General features: G+C 68.3%; 11 protein-coding genes. All 11 read left to right on the top strand.

The window, feature by feature from the left end; translation table 11 throughout:
• Positions 1 to 70 precede the first annotated feature (70 nt).
• The 11 genes from HDC34_RS10645 to murG all read left to right on the top strand — a co-directional run bounded on the left by HDC34_RS10645 (position 71) and on the right by murG (position 12,633).
• The gene (locus tag HDC34_RS10645) at positions 71 to 451 is read left to right on the top strand and encodes a DUF3040 domain-containing protein (RefSeq protein ID WP_104311835.1); all 381 of its coding nucleotides are present in this window, start codon (positions 71 to 73) and stop codon (positions 449 to 451) included.
• Between the two features lie 272 nt (positions 452 to 723).
• A complete protein-coding gene (gene mraZ, locus HDC34_RS10640; protein ID WP_104252823.1) occupies positions 724 to 1,155 on the top strand; it encodes a division/cell wall cluster transcriptional repressor MraZ in 432 nt (143 codons plus the stop codon).
• A gap of 250 nt (positions 1,156 to 1,405) precedes the next feature.
• Entirely contained in the window at positions 1,406 to 2,350 is a 945-nt protein-coding gene (gene rsmH, locus HDC34_RS10635; protein WP_374757240.1) for a 16S rRNA (cytosine(1402)-N(4))-methyltransferase RsmH, read from the top strand.
• The gene (locus HDC34_RS10630; RefSeq protein WP_104311838.1) at positions 2,347 to 2,907 is read left to right on the top strand and encodes a hypothetical protein; all 561 of its coding nucleotides are present in this window, start codon (positions 2,347 to 2,349) and stop codon (positions 2,905 to 2,907) included. Before rsmH ends, HDC34_RS10630 begins: the two co-directional genes overlap by 4 nt.
• Positions 2,908 to 2,978: 71 nt before the next feature.
• Positions 2,979 to 4,748: a penicillin-binding protein 2 gene (locus tag HDC34_RS10625; protein WP_179556814.1), complete on the top strand. Its 1,770-nt coding sequence runs from the start codon at positions 2,979 to 2,981 to the stop codon at positions 4,746 to 4,748.
• A 23-nt stretch (positions 4,749 to 4,771) separates the two neighbouring features.
• Complete coding sequence (locus tag HDC34_RS10620; protein WP_104311840.1) at positions 4,772 to 6,304, top strand: Mur ligase family protein; 1,533 nt, start codon at positions 4,772 to 4,774, stop codon at positions 6,302 to 6,304.
• Between the two features lie 4 nt (positions 6,305 to 6,308).
• Complete coding sequence (gene murF / locus HDC34_RS10615; RefSeq protein WP_179556813.1) at positions 6,309 to 7,727, top strand: UDP-N-acetylmuramoyl-tripeptide--D-alanyl-D-alanine ligase; 1,419 nt, start codon at positions 6,309 to 6,311, stop codon at positions 7,725 to 7,727.
• Positions 7,724 to 8,821: a phospho-N-acetylmuramoyl-pentapeptide-transferase gene (mraY, locus tag HDC34_RS10610; protein ID WP_104311842.1), complete on the top strand. Its 1,098-nt coding sequence runs from the start codon at positions 7,724 to 7,726 to the stop codon at positions 8,819 to 8,821. The genes murF and mraY overlap by 4 nt, the downstream gene beginning before the upstream one ends.
• Positions 8,818 to 10,362: a UDP-N-acetylmuramoyl-L-alanine--D-glutamate ligase gene (gene murD / locus HDC34_RS10605; RefSeq protein ID WP_308807308.1), complete on the top strand. Its 1,545-nt coding sequence runs from the start codon at positions 8,818 to 8,820 to the stop codon at positions 10,360 to 10,362. The genes mraY and murD overlap by 4 nt, the downstream gene beginning before the upstream one ends.
• Positions 10,304 to 11,551, top strand: a complete 1,248-nt coding sequence (gene ftsW, locus HDC34_RS10600) for a putative lipid II flippase FtsW (RefSeq protein WP_179556811.1) — start codon at positions 10,304 to 10,306, stop codon at positions 11,549 to 11,551. Before murD ends, ftsW begins: the two co-directional genes overlap by 59 nt.
• A complete protein-coding gene (gene murG / locus HDC34_RS10595) occupies positions 11,548 to 12,633 on the top strand; it encodes an undecaprenyldiphospho-muramoylpentapeptide beta-N-acetylglucosaminyltransferase (RefSeq protein WP_151423397.1) in 1,086 nt (361 codons plus the stop codon). The genes ftsW and murG overlap by 4 nt, the downstream gene beginning before the upstream one ends.
• Positions 12,634 to 12,686 lie beyond the last annotated feature (53 nt).

Below are 12,686 nucleotides of genomic sequence, written 5' to 3'. Positions count from 1 at the left end.
TGTGCGCGCCTACAATGGGCGCAATACTTCGGAGCGGGGCTCCGATCGCCCCCTTGAGCACGAGGTCAACATGGCACTATCTGAGCAAGAGCAGCGGTTGCTTGATGAGATGGAGCGCAGCTTCTATCAGAACGATGCGGACGTTGTCTCCACATCGCCGAGAAGCGGTGCTGCGGTCACCACGCGAGCCGTCGTCGTCGCGTTTCTTTCCGTCGCGGTCGGCATCGGCGTCGTCGTCGCCGGCGTCGCCACCAACATCCCTGTCCTGGGGGTCGTCGGGTTCGTCCTGATGCTCGCGGGCGTGGTCTACGCGTTCGCGGCCCCGAAGGGCGCCTCGGAATCCGATCCGCTGCCGACCGGTCGTCCGTCGCCGAAGCGCGGCGAGTCTTCGGATGGGTCCTTCATGGACAAGCTCGGCAATCGCTGGGACAAGCGGCAGCAGGGGGAGTAGCGGGAGCGGGCGCCCAGCGGCCCCACCTCGCACCACCACCGTCACCCATCACCACTTCGCACCACCATCGGGACCGGCCACCTGGCCGGTCCCGTTTTTTGCGCCCTGAATGGCGCCAACTAGCTCCACTTCCCTCCACCATGCAGAGGCCAGTAATTTACTGGCCTCTTTTCGCATTCACAGGGAGCAAATCGGGTGTTTGCGTAGCTAGGTGGTTGGTTGTGGAGTAAAGTGGAGCTTGTGGGGATTCAGCGACGGGGAGGGAGGCGTGCATGTTCCTTGGCACGTACTCGCCCAAGCTCGATGAGAAGGGGCGGCTCATCCTTCCGGCCAAGTTCCGGGATGAGCTCGCGGAGGGCGTCGTGCTGACCCGTGGGCAGGACCGCTGCGTCTACGTCTTCTCGACGAGCGAGTTCGAGGAGCTCCACAACCGCATCCGTCAGGCACCCGTCACGAGCAAGCAGGCGCGCGACTACCTGCGCCTCCTGCTGTCCGGCGCGCACGCGGAGACGCCAGACCGCCAGAACCGCGTCACGATCCCGCAGCAGCTCAGGCAGTACGCCGGACTGGACCGCGAACTGGCCGTCATCGGGGCCGGAACGCGCGCCGAGATCTGGGACGCCGAGGCCTGGAACACCTACGTCGAGGCCAACGAGGCCGCCTTCTCCGAGACCGCTGAGGAGGTGATCCCGGGACTCTTCTGACCCTGACCGCCGATTCTCAGCCGTTCCGCTCTGAAGCGCCTTCCCTCGCAGCAGAGCACAGCAGTACCGCAGGAGCCCCATCTGAAGCCACTTCCCCGGCGGCAGATGGAATCTCCACTTCGCTCCCCTCGCCCTCCCCGGCGGGGAGAGAGAACGGATGGGAATCAGTGATCAGGGAGGAACCCGAAACGTCATGACAGAGAACAACCAGAACGTCCAGGACAGTGGGGGCAGCGAGCGCGACCCCGCGATGCTGCACACGCCGGTGCTCCTCGAGCGATGCGTTGAGCTCCTTGCGCCGGCCTTGCAGAACCCCGGCAGCATCTACGTCGACGCGACACTCGGCATGGGCGGGCACAGCGAGGCCGTCCTCGATCGCTGCCCGAATGCCCGGCTGGTCGGCTTCGACCGCGACTCGGAGGCCCTTGGGCTCGCCGGCCGTCGGCTCGCTCGCTTCGGCGACCGCGTCACGCTGGTGCACGCCGTCTACGACCAGTTCGCGTCGTCACTCGACAACCTCGGCATCGGCACGGTCGACGCCGTCTTGTTCGACCTCGGGGTGTCCTCGCTGCAGCTTGACGAGGCCAGTCGCGGCTTCTCGTACATCCAGGATGCGCCGCTCGACATGCGCATGGACGCCACGAAGGGCGTCACGGCAGCCGAGATCGTCGCGTCCTACGGTGAGGACGAGCTCAAGGAGCTCTTCTACCGCTACGGCGACGAGAAGCTGGCGCCCCGGTACGCGAGCTGGATCGTGCGAGAGCGCGCCCAGGCGCCGATCGAGACCACCGGGCAGCTCGTCGATGTGCTCCAGCGCGCGACCCCGGCGGCCAAGCGCGACGCGGGTCACCCGGCGAAGCGCGTTTTCCAGGCGCTTCGCATCGAGGTGAACGCCGAACTGGGCGCCCTCGAGCGCGCGCTGCCACAGGCGCTCGACCGTGTCGTCGTCGGCGGCCGCGTCGTCGTCGAGGCCTACCAGTCGCTCGAGGACCGCTTCGTGAAGCGACTCTTCGAGGCGAAGACCACGTCGACCGCGCCAAGCGGACTGCCGGTCGAGCTTCCCGAGCACAAGCCCGAGTTCTCGCGCCTCGTGCGCGGAGCCGAGCGCGCCGGTGCCGCAGAAGGCGAGATCAATCCACGAGCACTGCCCGTGCGCCTGCGCGCGGTTGAACGAGTAAGGAGTCCACGGGCATGACGGCAGCAACGAGCATCCTTCGAGGATCCACGGCACCCCGTCGGTCCAAGGCGGCCCCCAAGAAGCAGGCGCAGTCTCCTCGGCTGCGCCTCGTCGAGGCGCCGAGCGCTCGGCGCCTGCCGAGCCTGCGCTCGATCATGATCTCGCTCGGCATCCTCGCGGGCGTGTTCGTCACCCAGCTCGCCCTGAGCATCGCGATCTCGCAGGGGGCCTACGAGGTGAGCGGCCTCGAGCAGACCCAGACGGAGCTGCAGCGCGAGGAGTCGGCCGCGCTCGAGGAGCTGAGCGCCATGTCCTCGGCGCAGAACCTCGCCGTCGAGGCCACGAAGCTGGGCATGGTCCCCACCGACTCGCAGGCGTTCCTGCAGGTCGGGAGTGCCTCACTCGCGACGGACGCGAGCTCCACCGGCACATCCGCGCCCATCAACACGGGTCTCGTCACCAACGAGGTGACGCAGCCGGCACCGGCTCCCGCCGCCGACGGAGTTTCACCGCAGCAGGCAGCCGCGCCTGAAGTACCGTCTGTCACCGAGCTGCGCTCTCCCTCGACGAGGTAGAACCACGACGAGGCTGAGGCGCCGAGAGGCCACTCAGCTGGGAGCAGAGCCGAACAAGGGGGAGGAGTACCGTGTCACCGAAAGTGTCCAGGCGCAGGGCTGGCCTCGTCATCATCCTGGTGACCGCAGTGCTCATCGCCTTCGGGGTCCGCCTGATCGACGTGCAGCTCGTCTCGGCCTCGACCATCAACGCCGACGCCGAATCGAAGCGCGGCGTCTCCAGCACGATCTTCAGCGAGCGCGGGTCGATCGTCGACAAGAACGGTGAGATCCTCGCCGACTCCGCCGACCGCTTCGACCTCACGGTCGCTCCCGTGAACGTCAAGGAGTTCGACCGCACCGGTGACGATGGCAAGACCAGCGAGGTCTCGCGCGAGCAGGCGCTCGGTGAGATCGCCGCGATCACCGGCCAGCAGCAGGCAGAGCTCGTCGGCGTCGTGGATGCGGCCCTCGCGATCGACCCCAACAGCAACTTCGCGTACCTCAGCCGAGGCCTCGAGCTCGCGGCCTACGAGAAGATCCGTGCGCTCGAGATCCCATGGATCTACCCGAAACGTGAAGCCGCCCGCGTGTACCCGAACGGGCAGGTGGCGGGCAACCTCACCGGCTTCCTGGGTGCAGACGGCGAGCCCCTCGCCGGCCTCGAGCTCTCGGAGAACCAGTGCCTCGCCGGCATCGACGGCGAGGAGACCTACGAGCGCAGTGCGGACAACGTGCGCATCCCCGGTACCGAGGTCACCCTCACCGAGGCCAAGCAGGGCGGCACGCTCAAGCTCACGGTCGACGCCGACCTGCAGTGGTACGCCCTGCAGGTGCTCGCCGAGCAGGTCACCGCGATGGGCGGCCAGTGGGGGCACATAGTCGTGACCGAGGTCGACTCCGGCAAGATCCGCGCCGCCGTGGACTGGCCGTCCGTCGACCCCAATGACCCAGGGGCCACCGCGACCGAGGCCCGAGGCTCCCGCGCCTTCACCGCGCCCTTCGAGCCGGGCTCGACCATGAAGGCCCTCACCGCAGCCATGGTCTTCGACAAGGGGCTCTCAACGCCGGGCGAGCAGATCACGGTTCCCGGCCGCTTCGAGCAGACGGATGTCAGCTTCGGCGACGACTGGGCGCACGGCGATGAGCGCTGGACCGCCGCGGGCATCATGACGCGTTCCTCCAACATCGGCATCGCCATGATGGGGCAGCGTCTGAGTGCCGCCGACCGCTACGACTACATGCTCGACTTCGGCCTGAATGCCGACACCGAGGCCGACTTCCTCGGTGAGGAGTCCGGCACAGTTCGCCCATATGACGAGTGGGACCCGCAGACCAACTACGCCACGATGTTCGGCCAGGGCCTCGAGGTCACCGCTCCTCAGATGGCGAGCGCGTACCAGACGATCGCCAACGGCGGGCAGCGGCTCCCGGTCCAGCTCGTCGAAGGTTGTGAGACCGAGGACGGCTTCGAGGAGACGGAACCGGGCGAGCCGCGTCAGGTCGTGTCCGCGGAAGCCGCGGCAGACACGCTCACGCTGCTCGAGGCCACGGCACAGAGCGGGAGCCTCGCGAACGAGGTGGCGATCCCCGGTTACCGTGTCGGCATCAAGACGGGCACCGCGGAGGTCTCTGACGGCCAGGGGCAGTACGTGGAAGGCAGCTTCATGACGTCGATGGCCGGCGTCGCCCCGATCGACGACCCCAAGTACGTCGTGACGGTCTCGATCATGAAGCCAACTACGATGAGGGGCAGCGCCGCCACCGCGCCAGCGTGGCACGATGTCATGGCGTACGTACTCCAATCCAACCGGGTGGCACCATCGCCGAGTCCGTGGCCGACCATACCGACCACGTTCTGATCCGCACTACTGCACAGGAAGTCATGCCCGCAGCAAGCATCCGTCCATCCCATCCAGTGCCGCGCTCGCTCTCTGAGCTGTGCGCGCACTTCGGACTCGACGCCCCAGAAGGCGTCGACCAGGTCGAGGTGACCGGCGTCTCCATCTCCTCGATGGATGTCGAGTCCGGCGACCTCTACGTGGGGCTGCCCGGCGCGCGAGTGCACGGCGCCAGCTACGCCGCGAAGGCCGAGGAAGCCGGCGCCGTCGCCATCCTCACCGACGCGGCCGGTGCTGCACTCGCCGGCGAGCTCGGCGTTCCCGTGCTCGTCACGGAGGAGCCCCGCCTGGCGCTCGGCGACGTCTCCGCCTGGATCTACCGGACCGACCCCGACCAGCCGAAGCTCTTCGGCGTCACAGGAACCAACGGCAAGACCTCTGTCGTCTACATCCTCGACGGGCTCCTGCTGCAGCTCGGCGTCGTCACGGGCCTCACGACCACGGTCGAACGCCGCATCGGCGAGGAGCGCATCGAGGCGAACCTGACCACCCCGGAGGCGAGCGAGCTCCACGCTCTGCTCGCCCGCATGCGCGAAGTCGGGGTCCACGCGGCGAGCATCGAGGTGTCCGCCCAGGCCGTGACGCGTCACCGTGTCGACGGCATCGAGTTCGACGTCGTCGGCTTCATCAACCTCTCGCACGACCACCTCGACGACTACGTCGACTTCGAGGAGTACTTCGGCGAGAAGCTCAAGCTCTTCACCCCGGAGCGCGCGCGGCGCGGCGTGGTCTCGCTCGACTCCGAGTGGGGCGCGCGGGTCGTCGAGGACTCCCGCATCCCCGTCACGACGATCTCCTCCAAGCCCGGAACCGAGGCCGACTGGAACCTCGTCGTCACGGGCGCAGAAGGCGGCAGCACGAGCTTCACGCTCACGAGCCCGGACGACCGGGTGCTGCACTCGAGCATCCCGATGCCCGGCTGGTTCTCAGCGGCGAACGCCGGGCTGGCGATCGCGATGCTCGTCGAGTCCGGCTACGACCTCGGCGAGATCGCGGAAGTGCTCGAACGTGACGGCGGCATCGACGCCTTCGTGCCCGGACGACTCGAGCTGGTCTCCGGAGACAAGGGGCCGCGCCTCTACGTGGACTACGGGCACACCCCCGACGCCTTCGAGCAGACGCTCGGCGCCCTCCGGGAGATGACCACCGGCCGCCTGTTCATGGTCTTCGGCGCCGATGGCGACCGTGACCGCACCAAGCGCCCGGAGATGGCACGGGTCGCGGCAGCTGGCAGCGACGTCGTCATCATCACCGACTACAACCCGCGCACCGAGGACCCTGACGAGATCAGGAAGGTGCTCGTCGAGAGCGTGAAGGCGAGCCACCCTGACCGGGAGCTGCACGAGATCGCCGACGCGAGCCTCGGGCTCCGCAAGGCGGTTTCGCTCGCAGGGCCGGAGGACACTATCCTCGTTGCCGGCCCAGGCCACGAGAGCTACACCGAGGTCGCGGGCACCAAGATCCAGTATTCGGCACGAGACGAGGCCAGAGCGGCGCTCAGGGAAGCAGGGTGGTGAGCGGATGATCGAACTCCGACTTCGCGAGATCGCTGACATCACCGGGGGAGAGGCACGTCCCGTGGGTGACGACACGCTCGAGAGCGTGTTCAGCGGCACCGTCGACACCGATTCCCGACTCATCCGTCCGGGCGACATCTTCGTCGCCAAGCCGGGCGAGGTCACCGACGGGCACCTGTTCGCCCCGAAGGCTGTCGAGAACGGCGCCTCGCTCCTCATCGTCGAGCGCGCCCTCGACCTTCCCGTCACGCAGGTCGTCGTCGACGACGCCGTCCTCGCCCTCGGACGCCTCGCAACCGAGGTCGTGACGCGCGTGAAGTCCCGCGGACAGCTCGTCACGATCGCGGTCACCGGGTCGAACGGCAAGACGACGACGAAGAACCTCCTCAACGAGATCTTCTCGGCCCGAGGCGAGACGGTCGCGCCCATCGCCAGCTTCAACAACGAGGTGGGCGCCCCGCTGACGTTCCTGAAGCTCACAGAGGAGACGCAGACCCTCATCGCCGAGATGGGCGCGAGCGCTCCGGGCGAGATCCGCAGGCTCATCTCGATGGCGAAGCCGGACGTCGGCATCGTGCTGACGGTCGGCCTCGCGCACGCGGGCGAGTTCGGCGGCATCGAGGTCACGCTCACCTCGAAGACCGAGATGGTGCAAGGGCTCGTGGCGGGGGACACCGCCGTGCTCAACGCCGACGATGCGCGCGTCGCCTCGATGGCAGACAAGACCGACGCGAACGTGCTGTGGTTCGGTCGAGGCGAGCGAGCGGACGTTCGCGCGAGCGAGGTCTCGACGAGCCTCGACGGGACGGAGTTCACGCTGCACCTTCCCGAGCAGGAACCCGTCGTCGTCCGCTTCAACGTGATCGGGGAGCACCACGTCACCAACGCGCTCGCCGCGGTGGCGGCCGCCCACACGCAGGCGGTGCCGGCCACGGAGATCCGTGACGCCCTCCAGCGCGTGACACGCGCCGAGCAGTGGCGCATGGAGCTCCAGCACGCCGGCTCCGTGCACCTCATCAACGATGCCTACAACGCGAGCCCAGACTCCATGGCCGCCGCCCTCAAGACGATCGCTCAGATCGCGCCGAGCGGCGCCCGCACGGTCGCGGTGCTCGGCGCCATGAGCGAGCTCGGGGATGCCTCCATCGAGGAGCACGACCGCCTCGGACTCCTCGCCGTCCGCCTCGGCATCGACCAGCTCATCGTCGTCGGCCGCGACGCCCGCGCGCTGCACCTCGGAGCGATCGCCCAGGGCTCCTGGGATGGGGAGTCGATCTTCGTCGAGTCCATGGACGAGGCGTACGAGCTGCTGGTCCGTGAGACGCGCCCGGGTGACCTGGTCCTCGTCAAGTCTTCGAACTCAGCGGGCCTCCGACACCTTGGAGACCGTTTCGCCGAGCACCTCAGGGGGCACTTCGCGTGATTGCGATCCTTATTGCCGGAGGTGTCGGGCTGGCGTTCACGCTGTTCATGACGCCGCTCTTCATCCGCCTGTTCCACAAGCTCGAGTGGGGCCAGTTCATCCGCGAAGATGGGCCGGAAGCCCACCACTCGAAGCGCGGAACCGCGACCATGGGCGGCATCGTCTTCATCGTCGGCTCCGTGCTGGCGTACTTCATCGCGACGCTGGCCACGGGCGACCAGGTCACGGCCGCCGGACTCCTCATCCTCGGCATGATGGTCGGTCTCGGTGTCATCGGCTTCATCGACGACTTCCTGAAGGTCCGCAAGCAGCAGTCCCTCGGTCTCGGTGGCTGGTCGAAGATCGTCGGGCAGGTGATCGTCGCCGGGCTGTTCGCCGTCATCGGCCTGCAGTACCGCAACCCCGACGGCGTCCCGGTCCTCTCGACGCACATCTCGTTCATCCGAGACCTGCCGATCGACTTCATGGCGCTCGGCGCCATCGCGGGAACGATCGCCCTCATCGTCTGGATCGTCGTCATCACGACGGCGACGTCGAACGCGGTGAACGTGACGGACGGCCTCGACGGCCTCGCGACCGGTGCGTCGATCATCTCGATCGGCTCCTACGGCATCATCGCCTACTGGCAGTTCAACCAGGCCTGCGGCACGGAGCGCCTGGCCGAATCGCTCGAGTCGGCCTGCTACACGGCATACGCGCCCCTCGACGTCGCCATCGTGGCGGCAGGCATCGCCGGTGCGCTCATCGGGTTCCTCTGGTGGAACACCTCGCCTGCGCAGATCTTCATGGGAGACACGGGTTCGCTCGGTCTCGGCGGCGCGATCGCCGCCTTCGCCATCATCACCCGCACCGAGCTGCTGCTCGTCCTCATCGGCGGCCTCTTCGTCATGACGACCGGCTCCGTGATCGTGCAGCGCATCTACTTCAAGCTCACCAAGGGCAAGCGCATCTTCCTCATGAGCCCCATCCACCACCACTTCGAGCTCAAGGGCTGGGCCGAGACCACGGTCGTCGTCCGGTTCTGGATCATCGCCGGACTCTGCGCCGCGCTCGGCATCGGACTCTTCTACGCCGAGTGGGGAGTCACGACGTGACCCGCGGGGGAGCAGGCCGCGAGGTCGACGGTCTCCGGAGCTGGCACGACGACTGGACCGGCCTGTCGGTCGCGGTGCTCGGCCTGGGCAAGACGGGGTTCTCCGTCGCGGACACCCTCGCTGAGCTCGGCGCCAAGCCGCACGTCATCGCGCAGTCGCACGATGACGAGCGTGAGCGCATCCTCGAGGTGCTCGACGTTCCCGTGACGATCGCCGACAGCGACGAGTCCGCCGTCGACGCGCTCAGGGCCCTGGAGGCCGACCTCATCGTCGCGTCTCCTGGTTTCGCCCCGAGCCACCCGCTCATCGTCGCCGCCGATGCCCTCGACGCGCCGGTGTGGGGTGACGTCGAGCTGGCCTGGCGGCTCCGCGACAAGTTCGGCGACCCCGCCCCCTGGCTGGCCGTCACGGGGACGAACGGCAAGACGACGACAACCCAGCTCGCAGCGCGCATGGGACTGGCCGCGGGTATCCGCACGGCCCCCTGCGGCAACATCGGCGTCCCCGTCCTCGATGTGCTCCGCGACCCCGCCGAGTTCCAACTGCTCGTGGTCGAGCTCTCGAGCTTCCAGCTCCACTCCCTGCACTCCATGTCGGCGCACGCCGCGGTCGTCCTCAACATCGCCGACGACCACCTCGACTGGCACGGCGGCACTGAGGCCTACCGCGCAGCGAAGGGCCGCGTCTACGAGCGAGCCCAGATCGCGTGCGTCTACAACAAGGGCGACGAGGCGACACTCGACCTCGTCGAGGCGGCCGACGTCGTCGAAGGATGCCGCGCTATCGGGTTCGGGACCGATGTGCCGGGGCCGAGCGACTTCGGCGTGGTCGACGGAATCCTGGTCGATCGTGCGTTCCTCGACGACCGAGCCCGCACCGCCCTCGAGCTGACGACGCTCGAGGAGCTGCGCCCGCGCGGTCTCTCCTCGAAGCACCTCGTGGAGGACGTGCTCGCCGCGGCCGCCCTCGTGCGGGCCGTCGGTGTCCCCGTCGCCGCGATCTCCGAGGCGCTCTCTACCTTCTCGGTCGATCGGCACCGCCACGAGATCGTCGCTGAGGCCGCCGGGGTCCTCTGGGTCGACGACTCGAAGGCGACGAACGTCCACGCCGCCGACGCCTCGCTGGCCGCGCACCACAGCGTCGTCTGGCTGGTGGGAGGGCTCCTCAAGGGAGTCGACATCGCGCCGCTCGTCGCCAAGCACGCCGGGCGCCTCCGCGGTGCGGTGGCCCTTGGAACATCTCGATCCGAAGTGGCCGACGCGTTCGCGCAACACGCCCCGGAGGTCGCGTTCATCGAGATCGACGTGAGCGACACTGACTCCATCATGGGACGCGCCGTGGCGGAAGCCGCGCGGCTCGCGCAGGACGGCGACACCGTGCTGCTCGCTCCGGCGGCCGCCTCCATGGATCAGTTCGTGAGTTACAGCGACCGCGGCCAGCGTTTCGCGCTCGCCGTCGCGTCGCACCTTGAAGGGGGCCGGCATGCCGAGACAGAAGGCTCCCAGGACCGCACCTCCGAGCCGGACGCCAGCGCCGAATAGGCCAAGCACGGGCGCGACGGCTGGCGGTTCCGCACGCAAGAGCTCCTCGAGCGCCGTCGTCGTCTCGCTCGGGAAGCGCATCCGCGGCGTCAACCGCAACTTCGTGCTCCTGCTCTCGATCACGCTCTTCCTGGTCGCCTTCGGCATCGTGATGGTGCTCTCGAGCTCCTCGGTCGAGGAGTTCGCGGGTGGCAACGCCGTCTCGGCGCGGTTCGTCAGCCAAGCCACGTTCGCGGCGCTGGGCATCCCGCTCATGCTGTTCGCTTCCCGGATGCCGCTGCGGTTCTGGAAGCGGATCGCCTGGCCAGCCCTCTTCGTCGCCGTCATCCTCCAAGCGCTGGTCTTCACCCCCATCGGTGTCGACGTCAACGGCAACCGGGCCTGGATCGACCTCGGCTTCACGACGATGCAGCCCGCGGAGGCGCTCAAGGTTGCGCTCGTGCTGTGGCTCGGCCTCATCCTCGGGCGCAAGCAGGGCAAGCTGCACGTCGCCAAGGAGGTCGCGGTTCCGATCCTGCCCGTCCTCGCCCTGAGCTTCGGCGTCATGGCGCTCAGCAAGGACCTGGGAACGATGATCGTCGTCGGCGCGCTCGTTCTCGGAGCGCTCTACTTCGGCGGCGTCGCATCCAAGTTCCTGTGGCTCGCCGGGTTCATCGCCGTGGCTGCCGCGCTCCTGCTGTCGATCTTCAGCGACAACCGCATGGCCCGCATCACGAACTTCTTCGGCGGAGACGTCGACTACGAGACTTGGGGCTGGCAGAGCGCGCACGGGCTCTACGCCCTCGCAGCTGGCGGCCTGTTCGGCTCGGGGCTCGGCAACTCGAAGGCCAAATGGTCCTGGCTGCCGGAGGCCGACAACGACTTCATCTTCGCGATCATCGGGGAGGAGCTCGGGCTCGTCGGGGCGATCATCGTCATCGGCGTCTTCGTCCTGCTCGCGGTCGTCCTCGTCCGCATCTACCACGAGGCGGAAGACTGGACGGCGAAGACCATCGTCGGTGCAGTGACCACCTGGCTGATCTTCCAGGCGTTCGTGAACATCGCCGTCGTCATCGGCTTCCTGCCGGTCCTCGGTGTGCCATTGCCGCTCGTCTCCTCCGGCGGATCGGCGCTCATCACGACCCTCTTCGCAATCGGCATAGTCTTGTCGATCGCCCGCAACCCGAAGCGATCGGAGTCCCGCACGTGACCAACTACCTGCTCGCCGGAGGCGGCACGGCCGGCCACGTCAACCCGCTGCTCGCGGTCGCGGATGCGTTGCGCGAGCGCGACCCCGACTCGAAGATCCTCGTGCTCGGCACGAAGGAGGGCCTTGAGGCCCGGCTTGTTCCCGCGCGCGGCTACGAGCTCCTCACGATTCCGAAGCTGCCCTTCCCGCGCCGCCCGGGCATGCAGGTGCTGACCTTCCTGCCTCGACTCCGTGAGACGGTTGCCTCCGTGCGCCGCATGCTCGACGAGCACAGCATCGACGCGGTCGCCGGCTTCGGCGGCTATGCCGCAGCCCCCGCCTACCTGGCCGCGAGGGGGCGCGTGCCGACCGTCGTCCACGAGGCCAACGCCCATCCCGGCATGGCCAACAAGCTCGGGGCGCGCTGGGCGAAGCGCGTGGGCGTCGCCTTCGACGGCACGCCCCTCCGCGGCGCCGTGACCGTCGGGATGCCGCTCCGGGCTGAGATCGAGCACCTCGACCGCGCCGCGAAGCGCGACGAGGCTGTCGAGTTCTTCGGGCTGGCCCCCGACCGTCGCACGCTGCTGGTCACCGGCGGCTCGCTCGGCGCGAGGCGCGTCAACGAGACCGTCCGAGCCGTCGTCCCCGAACTCATCTCCGAGGGCTGGCAGGTTCTTCACCTCGTCGGGGGGCTCTCGAAGTTCGAGCACGACCACGTCGAGGGCTACCACGTGCTCGAGTACTGCGACCGCATGGACCTCGCGTTCGCCGCCGCCGACCTGGTCGTCGCGCGTGCGGGCGCATCCACCGTCAGCGAGCTCGGTGTCGTCGGCCTCCCGGCCGTCTACATCCCGTACCCTGCCGCCACCGGCGACCACCAGACCACCAACATCCGCTCCGTCCTGTCCGCAGGTGGTGCCATACGGGTGGCCGACGCGGACTTCTCGCCCGAGTGGGCGTCGAAGGAGCTCCTCGCCCTCGCCCGCGACGATGACCGCCGAGCCCGCATGGAGCAGGCGACTCGCGCATCAGCCCAGCGCGACGGGGCCTCTCGGGTCGTTGCACTGCTGGACCAGGCGGTCGAGGACGCTCGGACCGGCTAGGCGCCTTCGGACGTGAAGGCGGAGTACCCTCGACCATCGACGCGGAAGAGACC

Source organism: Pseudoclavibacter sp. JAI123 (genome assembly GCF_013409665.1).
GTDB lineage: Bacteria > Actinomycetota > Actinomycetes > Actinomycetales > Microbacteriaceae > Pseudoclavibacter.
This window is presented reverse-complemented; position numbering and strand designations above follow the sequence as displayed.